This window comes from Polaromonas sp. (assembly GCF_035638815.1).
Lineage (GTDB): Bacteria > Pseudomonadota > Gammaproteobacteria > Burkholderiales > Burkholderiaceae_C > Polaromonas.
Genome location: NZ_DASQZG010000029.1, coordinates 44,576 through 59,578 on the forward strand (window position 1 = coordinate 44,576; position 15,003 = coordinate 59,578).

Consider the following 15,003-nt stretch of genomic DNA (forward strand, 5'->3'; position numbering starts at 1 on the left):
AGGTAGATTAAAGCAATAACCAAGGATTTCCGTGGCCGGTCACAGTAAATGGGCGAATATTCAGCACCGCAAAGGGCGCCAGGACGAAAAGCGCCAGCGCATCTGGACGCGGGTGATGCGCGAGATCATGGTGGCCGCACGCATGGGCGGCGGCGACATGGGCACCAACCCGCGCCTGCGTCTGGCCGCTGAAAAAGCCAAGGCGGCCAACATGCCGCTGGAAAACGTCAAGTACGGCATTGCCAAAGCCACAGGCAGCCTGGAAGGCGTGCACTATGAAGAAGTGCGTTATGAGGGTTATGGCATTGGCGGCGCTGCGATCATTGTGGATTGCATGACCGACAACAAGGTGCGCACGGTGGCCGAGGTGCGGCACGCTTTTTCCAAGCACGGTGGCAACATGGGCACGGAAGGCTCGGTTGCTTTCCAGTTCAAGCATTGCGGACAGTTCATTTTTGCGCCCGGCACCAGTGAAGACAAGCTCATGGAGGTTGCGTTGGAAGCCGGAGCCGACGATGTCATCACGCATGAGGACGGCGCCATTGAAGTGTTGACGCCATATGCGGATTTTGAAGCCGTCAAACACGCGCTGGAGGCGGCGGGCCTGAAAGCTGAAATGGCAGAAGTCACGATGCGCGCGGAGAACCCCATTGAATTGGCAGGAAACGATGCGCAGAAGATGCAGCGATTGCTGGATGTGCTGGAAGACCTGGACGACACGCAGGACGTATTCCACAACGCCGCCATCTCGGAATAAGAATCAAATCATGAAAGTTTTTGCATGAAAGTTTTAGTGGTTGGCGGCGGTGGCCGTGAACATGCCTTGGCCTGGAAGCTGGCGCAATCGCCCAAGGTGCAGGCTGTGTACGTGGCGCCAGGCAACGGCGGTACAGCGCTTGATGCCCGTCTTGAGAACATCAATATCACGGATGTCGAGGCGTTGCGGTCGTGGGCTGCTATTGAAAAGATAGCGTTGACGGTGGTGGGGCCAGAGCAGCCGCTGGCCGCGGGCATTGTGGACGAATTCCGCGCGCATGGATTGCGCGTGTTTGGCCCCACGCAGGCAGCAGCGCAACTGGAAAGCTCCAAGGCTTTTTCCAAGGCCTTTATGAAGCGCCACGGCATCCCGACCGCGGAGTACGAAACCTTTACCGATGCGGTTGCAGCCCACGCGTATGTGGACGAAAAAGGAGCTCCAATCGTCGTCAAGGCCGATGGGCTGGCGGCAGGCAAGGGCGTGGTGGTGGCGATGACGCTGCACGAGGCGCATGAAGCGATTGAGTTCATGCTGGCTCCTGATCCGGATTTCAACCCGCTAGGCGTCAAGCACAACGCGGGCGGTGCGCGGGTGGTGATTGAGGAATTTTTGCAGGGCGAGGAAGCCAGCTTCATCGTCATGTGTGATAGCAAAAACGTGACGGCGATGGCGACCAGCCAGGACCACAAGCGCTTGCTGGATGGTGACCAGGGCCCCAACACCGGCGGCATGGGCGCCTATTCGCCAGCACCCATCGTCACCCCCGACATTCACGCCCGCGCCATGCGCGAGATCATCATGCCGACCGTGCGCGGCATGGAAAAAGACGGCATTCCTTTCACGGGTTTTTTGTACGCCGGCCTGATGATTGATGCCCAGGGCAAATGCAAAACGCTGGAGTTCAATTGCCGCATGGGCGACCCTGAAACCCAACCAATCATGCTGCGCCTCAAGTCAGACCTTTTTGACGTGATGATGGCCGCCACATCTGGCAAGCTTGACCAAGTGGAGCTGGAATGGGACCGTCGCGTGGCGCTGGGTGTGGTCATGGCCGCACACGGCTACCCGCTGAACCCGCGCAAGGGCGATACAGTCAACGGCTTGCCCCCGGTCAACTCAATCAATCCGGATCAGGACGACGTGATGGTTTTTCATGCCGGCACTGCTTCAGGACCGGCAGGCAGCAAAACAGTGGCTACCAGCGGAGGCCGTGTGCTCTGCGTCACGGCGCTGGCCAGTTCGGTCAAAGAGGCGCAGCACCGCGCTTACGACGTGGCGCAGTCCATCTCTTTTGACGGTGCCCAGTACCGCAAAGACATCGGTTATCGGGCGATCAAGCCCTGATGGGCATGGATTTTCGGCCCCCGTACTCCGTGCAGTTTCGCGGGAGCAGGGTAGCCCGCTGGCTGCTGCGAGTGATCGGCTGGCGTGTGGACTTCCAGGGCCTGCCGACGCAGCAGGGCGTGATTGTGGTCTATCCGCACACCTCGAACTGGGACTTTCCCGTCGCCCTCTTGCTGAAATGGGCGGTTGGGATTCCTGTGATGTTTTGGGGCAAGGACACTCTGTTCAAAATTCCGCTGTTCGGCGCCTGGATGGCCTGGCTGGGCGGCGTGCCGGTCAGCCGTTCGTCACCGCAAGGGGTAGTCGAACAAATGACCGCGCTGATAAAACAGAAAAAGGCCTTGGGCCAGTATTTCTGGCTGGCCCTTTCGCCGGAAGGGACGCGTCGGCTCACGGGCGGCTGGCGCAGCGGCTTTTACCGCCTTGCGCTGCAGGCCGATGTGCCCGTTGGACTAGCCGGACTCGACTACTCGCACAAACGCCTCGTGTTTCGCGATTTTGTACGGCTCAGCGGCAACGAAGATCAGGACCTTGAACGCATCGCGGCAGCCCTGCAGGATGTTCGCGGCTTGCATGCCAGCGCTGCAGCACCTGTGCGCTTGATCAAATCGGCGCGTGTACAGGCCGATACCATTGCGAAATGACGACCATGATTGATTCATCCTCCGTTCGCAGCTACCTGCTGGGTCTGCAACAGCGCATTACCGGCAGCATTGCTGCCATCGACGGCGGCGTGTTTGCTTCGGATCCCTGGGAGAAGGAGCCCGATGAGCCGCTGCAGGGCAATGGCATCACCATGATTCTGGAGCAGGGTGAGGTGTTTGAGCGCGCCGGTTGCGGGTTTTCGCATGTGCGCGGGCCCAAACTGCCGCCCTCCGCCACACAGCACCGGCCGGAGCTCGCAGGCGCACCTTTTGAGGCCATGGGTGTGTCGCTGGTGTTTCACCCGCGCAATCCGTATGTGCCGACGGTGCACATGAATGTGCGCATGCTGGTTGCCACGCCGGCTTCGGGCGCCAAAGCTTGCTGGTTCGGCGGCGGCATGGACCTGACGCCTTATTACGGCTTCGAAGAAGACGCCGTGCATTTTCACCAGACTTGCAAAGCTGCATTGACGCCTTTTGGAGAAGACAAGTACCCGCGTTTCAAAAAATGGTGCGATGAGTACTTCTATCTCAAACACCGCAACGAGCAGCGCGGTGTAGGTGGTGTGTTTTTTGACGATTTTCAGGAGCTGGGATTTGAGGGCAGTCTGGACATGATGCGTTCGGTGGCCGACTCGTTTCTGGCAGCTTATCTGCCCATCGTCGAGCGCCGCAAAGACACACCGTATGGCGAGCGGGAGCGCGACTTTCAGCTTTACCGGCGTGGCCGCTATGTCGAGTTCAACCTGGTCTGGGACCGGGGCACCCACTTTGGCCTGCAGTCCGGCGGACGCACGGAGTCCATCCTGATGTCCATGCCGCCACTGGCGAGCTGGTCTTATCAGCGTCCCGTCGAAGCGGATTCTGCCGAGGCGCGGCTGACCAGCGAATTTTTGGTGCGACGGGACTGGCTTTGAGCGCACCCGCCGCTAGGGGCAAAAAACGCATGGGCGAGGGCCCGCAAAAACGCATTGGCGTTTTTGGCGGCTCCTTTGACCCGCCGCACAAAGCGCATGTGGCGCTGGCCGAGGCCGCTGTTGAGCAGCTGGAGCTGGCCGCCCTTTACATCGTCCCAACTGGGCAGGCCTGGCACAAGGCGAGGGTGCTTAGTGCGCCTGAGCACCGCCTGGCCATGACCCAACTGGCTTTTGCCGACCTTCCCGGCGTTGTGGTTGATGACCGGGAGCTCAGGCGTGAAGGACCAAGCTTCACCATCGACACCCTGGAGGCCCTGCAGGCGGACCATCCGGGCGCGCAGATCTACCTGATCATTGGCGCCGACCAGTTTGCGGCTCTGGAGAATTGGCACCGCTGGGAAGACATTCTGGACATAGCTATAATTTGTATAGCAAACCGTGTCCATCCTGAAAGGGCAAACCCCGGTTTTGACCCTGCATCCCGGGCCAGGCATGCTGTTTTGACCCTGCATTTGCCGCTGATGGCGGTGAGCGCCACCAACATTCGGCGACAAATTGGCTCAGGCGACGCGGACCCGGAAGAGATTGCCCAGTTGGTGTCAGAGCCGGTTGCGCGTTATATTGAGCGCCACAGGCTGTACCTTTCCCGTTAATTCCCTTTATTTTTAAGCAAACCCACTGCATGACCTCTACCCCCGCCAACACCACAAGCACCGCTGCCAAAAAAGACGTCCAGAAACTGCAGCGGGCCATCATCGATGGACTGGAAGATGTGAAAGGGGTGGATATCCAGGTGTTTGACACCGAGCACATCACCTCGTTGTTTGAGCGGGTCATCATTGCTTCGGGCAGCTCCAACCGCCAAACCAAAGCCTTGGCCGCCAGCGTGCGTGACGCCGTGCGCGACGCAGGTTTTGCCAAGCCACGTATCGAAGGCGAAGACAACGGCGAGTGGATCATTGTGGATTGCGGCGCCGCTGTGGCGCACATCATGCAACCCGTGATTCGCCAGTATTACCACCTCGAAGAGTTGTGGGGCGACAAGCCCGTGAAGCTGAAACTGGGTGCGCCTGCGCCACTGGTTAAGGCGGCAAAACCTGAGGTAGATGAGGACGCGAAGCCGTCCAAGCCTTCCAGGGCCCGCGCCGGTGCCAAGTCTGCTGTCAAGCCAGCCAAAGACCCCGCGAAACCAGCTGCCAAAAAAGCCGCGCGTACTGACGACGGTACCTATGTGGGCCGGGTCGGCAAAACCAACGACTGGACTGCCAAGCGCAACGCCACCGCGCCGGCTGCAGAGCCTGCTGCCCGCCCAGCCAGGGCAGCGGCCAAAAAAACGCCGGCCAAAACACCGATTGTCAAAATCCCTGTGGCCAAAAAAGTGGCTGCCAGCAAAACGGCCGCTAAAACCGCAGCCAAAACTGCTGCCAAGAAACCCGCCGCGAAGAAAACAACAACCCGGAGCAAATGAGGCTGACGATCGTAGCCGTCGGCCAGAAGGTGCCCGACTGGGCGCAGACTGCCTACGACGACTACGCCAAACGCTTCCCGCCCGAGCTCAAGGTCGAGCTCAAGGCCGTCAAGACCGAGCCCCGCGCCTCCAAAACACTGGAGAACCTGCTCGCCGCAGAGCGCCAGCGCATCGAAGCCGTGCTGCCCAGGGGTACGCGTATCGTGGCGCTGGATGAGCGGGGAACGGCAGTCACCACGGTGGCACTGTCGACAAAACTCACAGGCTGGCAGCTTGAAGGTGACGACGTCGCCATCATCATTGGCGGCCCGGACGGGCTGGACCCCTCTTTCAAGCAGGCAGCCCATGAGCGGCTGCGCCTGTCGGATCTGACCCTGCCGCATGCCATGGTGCGTGTGTTGCTGATCGAGCAGCTCTACCGCGCCTGGAGCATCACGGTGAACCATCCGTATCACAGAGAATGATGAAAAGGGTGTCATCCCCGACTCGATCGGGGATCCATGCTTCGCAAGAAGTGATGTCACAGGCTAGCCACCATGGATCCCGGCTCGGAGGCCGGGATGACAGCCTGCGTGCGTGTGCTGCTGATCGAGCTCTATTGCGCTTGACGCTTTACCGTCAATCACCCCCACCACAGAGAATGATGACAATAAAAGCGTCATACCGAACTAGATCCGGGATCCATGCCTTGCAAAAAGTGATGTCAGGAGCTCGCCAAGATGGATCCCGGCTCGGTGGCCGGGATGACAGCCTGCGTGAGTGTGCTGCTGATCGAGCAGCTCTAGTGTGCTTGGAGCATCACGGTGAACCATCCGTATCACAGAGAATGATGAAAAGGGTGTCATCCCCGACTCGATCGGGGATCCATGCTTCGCAAGAAGTGAGGTCACGGGATAGCCACCATGGATCCCGGCTCGGAGGCCGGGATGACAACCTGACCAGATTGATCCTTTCTCATGCCTGAATTCATATACCTCGCCTCCCAAAGCCCGCGCCGCCGCCAACTGCTTGAACAGCTCAGTGTGGATTGCCAGTTGCTGCTGCCAGATGCCTCTGAAGACAGCGAAGCGCTGGAAGCCGTGCATATCAAAGAGGCGCCTACCACTTATGTCCGGCGCGTCACCGGGCTAAAGCTAGACGCAGCAGCGGCACGATTGAAGCTACGGGACTTGCCAAACGCGCCGATTCTTTGCTCGGACACCACCGTGGCCAAGGGTCGCCGCATTTACGGCAAGCCAGAAGATGCCGCCGATGCTCAGCGCATGCTGGCCGAACTGGCAGGCAGCACGCACCGGGTGTTGACTTCCGTAGCCGTGCAGTACGGCCGCAAACGCGTGCAGGCATTGAGTGTGTCGCGCGTCACCTTTGCCCCCATGAGCAGGTCGGAGATAGCAGCCTACGTGGCATCAGGAGAGCCTCTGGGCAAGGCTGGTGCCTATGCGATACAGGGCAGGGTGGCGATGTTTGTGTCGCATATCAGCGGCAGCTACTCTGGCATCATGGGTTTGCCTCTACACGAGACGGCGCTTTTACTCAGGGCTGCTGGCCTGAAAATTTAGTTCCCGAGACAAAACATGCAACAAGACATTTTGATCAACTGGTCGCCCCAGGAAACGCGTGTGGCCGTGGTGGAACACGGCGCGGTGCAAGAGCTGCATGTAGAACGTACGCTGGAGCGCGGCCTGGTTGGCAATGTCTACCTGGGCAAGGTCGTCAGGGTGCTGCCGGGCATGCAATCGGCCTTTATCGACATTGGTCTGGAGCGTGCTGCGTTTTTGCATGTCGCCGACCTGATGAGCAGCATCAACAACCGGCATGCCGATGCTGACAACGGATCTGTGCCTTCACAACCGATTGAAAAGCAGTTGTTTGAAGGTCAGGCCATGATGGTGCAGGTTCTCAAGGACCCGATAGGCACGAAGGGAGCCAGGCTCACCGCGCAGGTCAGCATTGCCGGCCGCTTGCTGGTTTTTCTTCCGCAGGACAACCACATCGGCGTGTCGCAAAAAATCCCGCCAGCACAGCGCGAAGAGTTACGCAGGCGCCTGCAGACCCTTGCCGGCGACATGGGTGGCGGTTTTATCCTGCGCACCAATGGCGAAGAGGCCACTGACGCAGAGTTGGGTGAAGACATCGCCTATCTGCGAAAGACCTGGAAGCGCATCAAGGAAGCGGCGCTGCGCTTGCCGCCCACCTCGGTGTTGCACCAGGACTTGAGCTTGTTGCAGCGCGTGCTGCGAGATATGGTTGTGGAGGACACGCAGACCATACGCCTCGATTCGCGCGAGCAATTTGAAAAGCTCAAAACCTTCGCCACTGAATTCATGCCCGCTACGCTGCAACGGCTGCAGCTGCACAGTGGCGAGCGGCCGATTTTTGACCTTTTCAACATCGACGAGGAAATCGCCAAGGCGCTGGGCCGGCGCGTGGACCTGAAGTCGGGCGGCTACTTGATCATTGATCAGACTGAAGCCCTGACCACAGTGGACGTCAACACCGGCGGCTTTGTTGGCGCGCGCAATTTTGACGACACCATTTTCAAAACCAACCTGGAAGCCGCGCAGGCGATTGCGCGGCAACTGCGGCTGCGCAACCTGGGCGGCATTGTGATCGTTGACTTCATAGACATGGTCAAGGACAACCACCGCGACGCGGTGCTGGCTGAGTTTCAAAAGCAGTTGGGGCGCGACCGCATCAAGACCAGCGTGAACGGCTTTTCTGCCCTGGGCTTGCTGGAGATGACGCGCAAGCGCACCCGCGAATCGCTGGCCCACCAGCTGTGCGAGCCCTGCAGTGCCTGCATGGGCAAAGGCGTGGTCAAGACCGCGCGCAGCATTGGCTATGACATCCTGCGCGAGATTCTGCGCGAGGCACGGCAGTTCAATCCCAAAGAGTTCCGGGTGATTGCTTCACCCAAAGTCATTGAGTTGTTTTTGGATGAGGAAAGCCATCATTTGGCCGGCCTCAGCGACTTCATTGGCAAGCCGATCTTGTTGCAATCCGAAGCCGCAATGGCGCAAGAGCAATACGATATCGTGCTGCTCTGAAGCGCAACAACTTTCATGCCCTCTGTCAGCCAGCCGTCAATTCCCATCCTGGTCTACCACCAGATTAGCGAGGCTCCGCGCAAAGGCGCGCCGTTTCGCGGGCTGTACGTTGCACCCGCGTCTTTTGCACGCCAGATGGCTTTGCTCAAACTGCTCGGTTATCAGGGTCTGTCCATGAGTGGTTTGCTCCCCTATCTCCAAGGAATAAAAACAGGCAAGGTCGTCGGCATCACGTTTGACGATGGGTATCTGAACAACCTGACCCATGCCCTCCCGGTTTTGCAGCGCAACGGGTTTTCATCAACCTGTTATGCGGTCAGCAGTTTGTTAGGCAAAACCAATATCTGGGACCAGGGCATTGGCATTGCGCAGGTGCCGCTCATGAACGCCGATCAACTCCGCCAGTGGGTGAGGGGTAGACAGGAGGTTGGCTCGCACACCCAGAACCACGTGCGGCTGTTGCAATGCGATGCGCCCACCGCGCTGGCTGAAATGACTCAGGACAAGGCTGCGCTGCAGGGCCTGCTAGGCGCGCCGGTGCAGCATTTTTGTTATCCCTATGGCGAATACGCACCAGAACATGTGGCAATGGCGCGGCAGGTTGGCTTTCAAACCGTCACAACGACGCGGCGCGGGCGCAGTGCGGTGCAGGGCGATTTGATGGAACTGCCGCGCGTGCCTGTGGTGCGCTCCACCAGTCTGCCGGTCTTCTGGCTCAAGGTAGCAACCGGATACGAAGACCGCAAGCGCACATGAATTCGCCGTCGCCCAGACTTCGCATTGCGGTGCTGAACCGGGTCTTTGAGACCACCGGCGGCGGGGCAGAGCGGTACTCTATTGCGCTGGTCGAGCACCTGTCGCAGCGCCATGAGGTGCATGTGTTTGCGCAGCAGATCAAACATGACTTTCCGGGCGTCTCGTATCACAAGGTGAGCATGCCAATGCGCAAGCCGCGCTGGATCAACCAGCTCTGGTACGCCTGGTCCACCTGGCGAGCCACTCGCAGCGGTTTTGACATCGTTCACTCACACGAGAACACCTGGCACGGCCAGGTTCAGACCGTGCATGTTCTGCCGGTCAAACACAACCTCTTTCACGGGCGAACCGGCATCACGCGCGTGTTGCGATGGGTCAAGGTGCTGACCAGCCCGCGCCTGCTTGCCTATCTGTGGCTGGAGCGCGTGCGTTTCAAAAGCCAGCCTGAGCGCCGGGTGGTGGTGACCTCACCCAGTTTGCAGGGGACCATGGCAGCAACCTATCCCGCATCGGCGGCCGCGACCAGCGTCATCACCCCGGGCGTGCATTTGCCGGATATGGTCACTGACCTGGACAAGAGCACCGCCCGCCAGCAACTGGGTCTGCCCGAAGCTGGCCCCTGCCTGCTGTTTGTCGGCAACGACTACAAGAAGAAGGGGCTGGACACCTTGCTGCAAGCCATGACCAGCCTGCCCGATGATGTGGTTCTGGCCGTGGTTGGGAGCGCCTCACATATCGCTGCTTATAAAACGCAGGCGGAAGCAGCGGGTCTCGGCAAACGGGTATTTTTTCTGGGCGCGCTGCCCGACGTGATGTCTGCCTACCGGGCCGCCAATATGTTGGTGCATCCGACGCTGGAAGACACCTTTGCCATGGTGGTGCTGGAGGCCATGGCGCACGGCCTGCCGGTGGTGGTCAGCAGCGCGGCCTATTGCGGCATCTCAGGTTTGCTAAGCCCCGGGCAGAACGCGTTCATTCTTGAGAATCCGCAAGATGCGCAGCAAATGGGCTTGGTACTTAATCAGCTTTCAGGGGACGCCGCGCTGAGGCAGCAATTGGGTCAACAAGCCCGAACATTTGCCAGCCAGTACCGGTGGGCTGATATCGCACAGCAGCAGGAAGCGGTATACCTCTCCCTGCTCAAGCGACCAGCTTGAAATGCTTGCGACTGAAGTCGCGTCCGGTCAATAGCTCGATTTTCCGGATCAGGTGGTATTTGTTTTCTTTGGATGTGGGCTTGTAGGCCGGGTCTATGCGCAGTTCCTGCTCAGCACCAGTTTTCAGCCATTCCTGCACTGCTGCAGGGTGGGTTCCCGTGAAAGGCTCCAGCGCCCGCGCATCAAACTGGCTGTACTGAATCTGTAGCGGTGCAGTCGCCCAGTATTTGCTGACCTGATCCAGCTTTTTCTGCATGTCTTCGTTGCGGCGGATCCAGCCGTAGTGAAAGATGTGCGCGTTGGCCAGCGCCGCCTTGGGATTACGTGGACGTTTGTGTTCTGTGGTGACCAGCCAGTACTGGCCATCGGGCGCGTAGGAGCGAATCGTGTTGCGAATCATCCGGCATTCGCGTCGGTACCAGCCCGGGCTGATGGACACCCATTGCGCAGAGCCATAAAAGTGGTGGTAGTCAAAAACCAGCGCTTCGACTTCCGGGTTGCCGTGGTGACGCTCGACGCTTGCGCGTATGGCTGCCAGCTCACCTTCATGCACCACTTCGTCGCCTTCAAGGTAAAACGCCCAGTCGCCGGTGCAGGCGTATTGCGCCATCATTTTCTGCTGGGCATACACAAAGCCGCGGTCAGCCATGCGTTCGTTCCAGCGTGTCTCGATCACGCGAATCTTCGGATCACCTATCGCCAGGACTCGGGCGAGTGTGTCGTCGCTCCCTTCGCCCACGGCCACCACAAACTCATCCACCAGCGGCAGCAGGGAGCGGATCGAAGCCTCAAACGGAAAGCCCAGCTCAACGCCATTGCGGATAAAGGTAAAACCACTGATGGAAGCTGTCATGAGGCCTGCGTGGCTGTTGCGGCTGCGGTTGAAGATAAATCGGCGTCGTACAAACCGAGTTTGTACAGGCGCGAGTAAGGGCCACCGCGCTCAATCAGTTCGGTGTGGGTGCCGGTTTCGACGATACGTCCGCTGTCCATGACGACGATGCGGCTGGCGTGCTGAACTGTGGAGAGCCGGTGCGCAATCACCAGCGTCGTGCGATTGCGCATGAGGCGCAGCAAGGCCTCTTGCACCGCGCGTTCAGACTCTGTGTCCAGTGCCGAGGTTGCTTCGTCCAGGATCAGCACCGGTGCGTCTTTGTAGAGCGCTCTGGCGATGGCCAGACGTTGACGCTGACCACCCGACAGCTGGGTGGCGTTATGTCCGGTCAGGGTGTCAATGCCGCGCGGCAAGTCTTCGACAAAACGTGCCAGGTTGGCGGCCTTCAAACACGCAAGCACCTTCTCGCGATCAAGCGGCATGCCCAGCGCCACATTGGCGGCCACGGTGTCGTTCAACATCACCACGTGCTGGCTCACCAGTGCAAACTGGCTGCGCAGGGAGTCGATCTTCCAATCACGCAGCGCGTGACCGTCGAGTTCAATCGTTCCCGAGGTGGGCTCAACAAAGCGCGGCAGCAAATTCACCAGGGTGGTTTTGCCTGCGCCTGAAGCGCCTACCAGCGCAACGGTTTCGCCCGGAAGAATGTTCAGGTTAACGTTATCAACGGCCAAGGCGCTGCCGTCGCCGTAGGCCACCCGGGTGTCAGTGAAGCGGATGTTGCCGTCGGCTCGCGGTTTGGTGAATGAGCCGCCCAGTTCATCAGGTATTTTTTCCATCAGGTCCAACCCGCGCTCCAGGGCCGCCAGGCCGCGCGTGATCGGGCTGGCCACTTCAGACAGATGTTTGATGGGCGCAATCAGCATCAGCATGGCGGTGACAAACGCCACGAAGGAGCCGACCGACGTGCCATCCGTTGCGCTTTGGAGCAGCGCGATCGAAATCACCGCCGAGAGGGCCACTGCAGCCAGCATTTGTGTCGTGGGAGTCATGGCCGCCGATGCAGCGATCGACTTCATCGAGAGGCGGCGCAGGGCGTCGCTCAGCTGGGCAAAACGTTCTGCCTGCGCGGGCTGTGCCGCATGCAGACGGATGTCGCGGTGCGCCATGACGTTTTCTTCGACCACATAGGCCAGTGAATCAGTAGCGGCCTGGCTGGCTCGGGTCAGGCGGTAGAGCCGGGTAGACAACACACGCATCACCCAGGCAATCGCCGGAATCAGCAGGGTGACAATGAGTGTCAGCTTCCAGTTCAGGTAAAGCAGGTAGCCTGACAAAGCCAGGAGTGTCATGCTGTCACGCGTAAGGCCCATAACCGAAGTGACCAGCATGGACGAGCCGCTTTGCACCTCATACACCACGGTGTTGGCCAGGGCGCTGGCGGACTGGTTTGAAAACAGGTCAAGCCGCGCGCTCAGCAGTTTGTTAAACATGGCTCGGCGCAGCGTCAGCAGGCCCAGGTTGGTCACCTTGGCCAGTGCAATTTGCGCCAGAAACCCGGCGAAGCCGCGCACGCCGAATAACAACAGAAGCGCCGCCGGCACCTTCCAGAGGTCTATGTTTCCCTTGCCGAAACCTTTGTCCAGCAGTGGCTGAAGCAGGGCGGGTATCAAAGGCTCGGTGGCAGAGGCCACGACCGTTGCACCGACTGCGATGACCCAGGCGCTGGGAGACTGGCTGAAGTACGGCCAGATTCGTCGCAGGCGCTGCCCTATGGGTGCTGGTAAGCCAGCCGCTGGATCCGGGCTGGCGGTGGGAGTCGTCGTCAAACTAGAGCCTTGTTGAAAATGCGCAGGAAGCTGCCCTGCATTATCGTGGAACAATTGAAGGCCAATTCCTACAAACAGGGGAGGGCCCGGCACCCACAATATCTGCTTGAGCGCAGCAGGTTATAAACCGGGTGTCCCGTCGGGACTCGTCCACCACACCTGAGCGCCATGAGCCTGTCCGTCATCATCATCACCAAAAACGAAGAGGCCAATTTGCAGGCATGCCTGGAGTCCGTCCGTTTTGCCGACCAATGGGTGGTTGTTGATAGTGCGAGCACCGACAACACGCGCGCGATTGCCACGGCCTTTGGAGCCGAGGTGACCAACACGGCGGTGTGGCCGGGTTATGGGCCACAAAAAAATCTGGCTCTGAGTCTGGCCACGAAGGACTGGATTCTGTCCATTGATGCGGATGAACGTATTCCCCCCGAACTGGCTGCAGAAATCCAGGCCGCCATGCAAATGTCTGATGCCAACGCGTTTGAGATTCCCCGCCTGACCCAGTTTTGCGGAAAGTGGATTCACCACTGCGGCTGGACGCCCGACCGTGTCTTGCGGCTGTTTCGCCGCGGGCAGGCTGAATTCAGTGCGGACCTGGTTCATGAGCGCGTGATCCTGAAGTCCGGCACCCTGTTTCAACTTAAATCCCGGATCCTGCACTACAGCTACCCAACCCCTGCCCATTACTGGCGCAAGCTGGAGCAGTACAGCATGGCCTGGGCCCAGCAGTCGCATGCGCGCGGCAAGACCAGCTCCATGCCCCGGGCGGTAATATCCGGCCTGATGGCCTTTGTCAAGAGTTATGTCTTTCGGCTTGGCATCCTTGATGGCAGCATGGGCTTTGCCGTGTGCGCCATGCAGGCCCAAGCCGCTTTTGGCAAATACTTCACTTTGTATTGTTTAAACCAGCAAGATGCATCCAAAAAAACCTGACCTTTCCGCGCAGCAATTTCTGTTGGCGAAGCGCCGCACTTTTATAGCCGGCCTTGGCACCTTTGCGGCATTACCAACATGGGCGCAGTTCCGGGTAGAGGTCTCCGGCGTAGGTCTGACCCAGCTGCCGATTGCTATTGCCACCTTCAAAGGCGACGCTCAAGCGCCACAGAAAATCGCCGCCATTGTGCAGGCTGATCTGGAGCGCAGCGGGCAGTTCCGGGCGGTTGACGCGAGCGGGGCCAACCTGGACGAAAGCGCAAGACCCGATCTCTCGATCTGGCGCCAGCGCGCAGCCGACTCCCTGCTGACCGGGAGCACCACACGACTGGCCGACGGCCGTTTTGACGTGCGATGCCGGCTGTGGGACGTGGTCCGGGGGCAGGATCTGGGTGGGCAGAGTTTTGTGGTGCCCCAGGGCGATTTGCGTTTGTCCGCGCACCGCATTGCCGACTTCGTTTACGAAAAGCTCACCGGCGAGAAGGGAATTTTTTCCACTCGTATTGCCTATGTGACGAAAGCCGCCCACCGCTACAACTTGTGGGTGGCTGATTCCGACGGAGAGGGTGCACAGTCGGCGCTGGCCAGCCCCGAGCCGATTATCTCGCCATCGTGGTCGCCCAATGGCTCGCAGCTGGCCTACGTGTCATTTGAATCGCGCAAGCCAGTCATTTATGCCCACGATGTGGCGGGCGGCAAACGCCGCTTGCTGGCCAATTTTCGCGGTTCCAACAGCGCACCGACCTGGGCGCCTGATGGCAACCAGCTGGTTGCAACATTGAGCCGTGACGGTGGCTCCCAGCTTTACGCCATTTCCGCTGCAGGGGGGGAGCCGCGACGGCTGACACAGTCATCCAGCATCGACACCGAACCGGCTTTTTCCCCAGACGGAAAATTCATTTACTTTGTCAGTGACCGCGGCGGCTCGCCACAGGTTTACCGCATGGGAGCAGGTGGGGGCAATCCGGAGCGTGTGACCTTTACGGGGAGTTACAACATATCGCCCGCGGTCAGCCCGGACGGCCGCTGGCTGGCCTATATTTCCCGCATAGGCGGCGCGTTCAAGTTGCATCTGATGGAGCTTGGCAAGGGCACTTCAGTCGCCATCACCGATACCAGTGCCGACGAAAGCCCGAGTTTTGCGCCAAACAGCCGCCTGATCGTTTACGCCACGCAGCAGCAGGGTAAAGAAGCCCTGCTCACCACCACTCTGGACGGCAAGATCAAGGCCAGACTGACGGGAGCTGTTGGAGACATTCGTGAGCCTGACTGGGGACCTTTTTCTAGGTAAACCATTCAATCTGATTACTGACCCC

The 15,003-nt window shown here is 59.5% G+C and carries 15 protein-coding genes; 13 read left to right on the forward strand and 2 right to left on the reverse strand.

Features of this window, described 5'->3' with window-relative positions:
• Positions 1-31: 31 nt before the first annotated feature.
• The 11 genes from VE934_RS17220 (at position 32) to VE934_RS17270 (ending at position 10,090) form a co-directional block, all read left to right on the forward strand.
• A complete protein-coding gene (locus VE934_RS17220) occupies positions 32-757 on the forward strand; it encodes a YebC/PmpR family DNA-binding transcriptional regulator (RefSeq protein ID WP_324889805.1) in 726 nt (241 codons plus the stop codon).
• Between the two features lie 24 nt (positions 758-781).
• Positions 782-2,101, forward strand: a complete 1,320-nt coding sequence (gene purD / locus VE934_RS17225) for a phosphoribosylamine--glycine ligase (RefSeq protein ID WP_324889807.1) — start codon at positions 782-784, stop codon at positions 2,099-2,101.
• A gap of 5 nt (positions 2,102-2,106) precedes the next feature.
• On the forward strand, positions 2,107-2,745 hold the full coding sequence (locus tag VE934_RS17230; protein ID WP_324889809.1) for a 1-acyl-sn-glycerol-3-phosphate acyltransferase: 639 nt from the start codon (positions 2,107-2,109) through the stop codon (positions 2,743-2,745).
• A gap of 5 nt (positions 2,746-2,750) precedes the next feature.
• On the forward strand, positions 2,751-3,662 hold the full coding sequence (gene hemF, locus VE934_RS17235) for an oxygen-dependent coproporphyrinogen oxidase (protein WP_324889811.1): 912 nt from the start codon (positions 2,751-2,753) through the stop codon (positions 3,660-3,662).
• The gene (nadD, locus tag VE934_RS17240) at positions 3,659-4,315 is read left to right on the forward strand and encodes a nicotinate (nicotinamide) nucleotide adenylyltransferase (RefSeq protein WP_324889813.1); all 657 of its coding nucleotides are present in this window, start codon (positions 3,659-3,661) and stop codon (positions 4,313-4,315) included. The genes hemF and nadD overlap by 4 nt, the downstream gene beginning before the upstream one ends.
• A 29-nt stretch (positions 4,316-4,344) precedes the next feature.
• The gene (gene rsfS / locus VE934_RS17245; protein ID WP_324889815.1) at positions 4,345-5,130 is read left to right on the forward strand and encodes a ribosome silencing factor; all 786 of its coding nucleotides are present in this window, start codon (positions 4,345-4,347) and stop codon (positions 5,128-5,130) included.
• Positions 5,127-5,594 (forward strand): 23S rRNA (pseudouridine(1915)-N(3))-methyltransferase RlmH, encoded by a 468-nt coding sequence (gene rlmH / locus VE934_RS17250; RefSeq protein WP_324889817.1) that lies wholly within the window; start codon positions 5,127-5,129, stop codon positions 5,592-5,594. The genes rsfS and rlmH overlap by 4 nt, the downstream gene beginning before the upstream one ends.
• Positions 5,595-6,086: 492 nt before the next feature.
• Positions 6,087-6,689 (forward strand): Maf family protein, encoded by a 603-nt coding sequence (locus VE934_RS17255; protein WP_324889819.1) that lies wholly within the window; start codon positions 6,087-6,089, stop codon positions 6,687-6,689.
• A 15-nt stretch (positions 6,690-6,704) separates the two neighbouring features.
• Positions 6,705-8,177, forward strand: a complete 1,473-nt coding sequence (gene rng, locus VE934_RS17260) for a ribonuclease G (RefSeq protein ID WP_324889821.1) — start codon at positions 6,705-6,707, stop codon at positions 8,175-8,177.
• Between the two features lie 15 nt (positions 8,178-8,192).
• Complete coding sequence (locus VE934_RS17265) at positions 8,193-8,933, forward strand: polysaccharide deacetylase family protein (protein WP_324889823.1); 741 nt, start codon at positions 8,193-8,195, stop codon at positions 8,931-8,933.
• The gene (locus VE934_RS17270) at positions 8,930-10,090 is read left to right on the forward strand and encodes a glycosyltransferase family 4 protein (protein WP_324889825.1); all 1,161 of its coding nucleotides are present in this window, start codon (positions 8,930-8,932) and stop codon (positions 10,088-10,090) included. The genes VE934_RS17265 and VE934_RS17270 overlap by 4 nt, the downstream gene beginning before the upstream one ends.
• Here the strand turns inward: VE934_RS17270 and VE934_RS17275 are convergent.
• Both VE934_RS17275 and msbA read right to left on the reverse strand, forming a co-directional pair.
• Positions 10,074-10,943: a glycosyltransferase gene (locus VE934_RS17275; protein ID WP_324889827.1), complete on the reverse strand. Its 870-nt coding sequence runs from the start codon at positions 10,941-10,943 to the stop codon at positions 10,074-10,076. The genes VE934_RS17270 and VE934_RS17275 overlap by 17 nt on opposite strands.
• The gene (gene msbA / locus VE934_RS17280) at positions 10,940-12,754 is read right to left on the reverse strand and encodes a lipid A export permease/ATP-binding protein MsbA (protein WP_414693874.1); all 1,815 of its coding nucleotides are present in this window, start codon (positions 12,752-12,754) and stop codon (positions 10,940-10,942) included. The genes VE934_RS17275 and msbA overlap by 4 nt, the downstream gene beginning before the upstream one ends.
• Positions 12,755-12,922: 168 nt before the next feature.
• Between msbA and VE934_RS17285 the strand changes: the two genes are divergently transcribed.
• Together VE934_RS17285 and tolB are read left to right on the forward strand one after the other, a co-directional pair.
• Entirely contained in the window at positions 12,923-13,687 is a 765-nt protein-coding gene (locus VE934_RS17285) for a glycosyltransferase family 2 protein (protein ID WP_324889829.1), read from the forward strand.
• Complete coding sequence (gene tolB / locus VE934_RS17290; protein ID WP_324889831.1) at positions 13,668-14,978, forward strand: Tol-Pal system beta propeller repeat protein TolB; 1,311 nt, start codon at positions 13,668-13,670, stop codon at positions 14,976-14,978. Before VE934_RS17285 ends, tolB begins: the two co-directional genes overlap by 20 nt.
• Positions 14,979-15,003 lie beyond the last annotated feature (25 nt).

What these genes read in the sequence shown, in the direction of transcription:
- rlmH (WP_324889817.1), top strand. Translation starts at nt 5,127, where the DNA reads ATGAGGCTGACGATCGTAGCCGTCGGCCAGAAGGTGCCCGACTGGGCG.
- VE934_RS17265 (WP_324889823.1), top strand. Translation starts at nt 8,193, where the DNA reads ATGCCCTCTGTCAGCCAGCCGTCAATTCCCATCCTGGTCTACCACCAG.
- hemF (WP_324889811.1), top strand. Translation starts at nt 2,751, where the DNA reads ATGATTGATTCATCCTCCGTTCGCAGCTACCTGCTGGGTCTGCAACAG.
- VE934_RS17255 (WP_324889819.1), top strand. Translation starts at nt 6,087, where the DNA reads ATGCCTGAATTCATATACCTCGCCTCCCAAAGCCCGCGCCGCCGCCAA.
- VE934_RS17230 (WP_324889809.1), top strand. Translation starts at nt 2,107, where the DNA reads ATGGATTTTCGGCCCCCGTACTCCGTGCAGTTTCGCGGGAGCAGGGTA.
- tolB (WP_324889831.1), top strand. Translation starts at nt 13,668, where the DNA reads ATGCATCCAAAAAAACCTGACCTTTCCGCGCAGCAATTTCTGTTGGCG.
- purD (WP_324889807.1), top strand. Translation starts at nt 782, where the DNA reads ATGAAAGTTTTAGTGGTTGGCGGCGGTGGCCGTGAACATGCCTTGGCC.
- VE934_RS17275 (WP_324889827.1), bottom strand. Translation starts at nt 10,943, where the DNA reads ATGACAGCTTCCATCAGTGGTTTTACCTTTATCCGCAATGGCGTTGAG.
- VE934_RS17270 (WP_324889825.1), top strand. Translation starts at nt 8,930, where the DNA reads ATGAATTCGCCGTCGCCCAGACTTCGCATTGCGGTGCTGAACCGGGTC.
- rng (WP_324889821.1), top strand. Translation starts at nt 6,705, where the DNA reads ATGCAACAAGACATTTTGATCAACTGGTCGCCCCAGGAAACGCGTGTG.
- rsfS (WP_324889815.1), top strand. Translation starts at nt 4,345, where the DNA reads ATGACCTCTACCCCCGCCAACACCACAAGCACCGCTGCCAAAAAAGAC.
- VE934_RS17285 (WP_324889829.1), top strand. Translation starts at nt 12,923, where the DNA reads ATGAGCCTGTCCGTCATCATCATCACCAAAAACGAAGAGGCCAATTTG.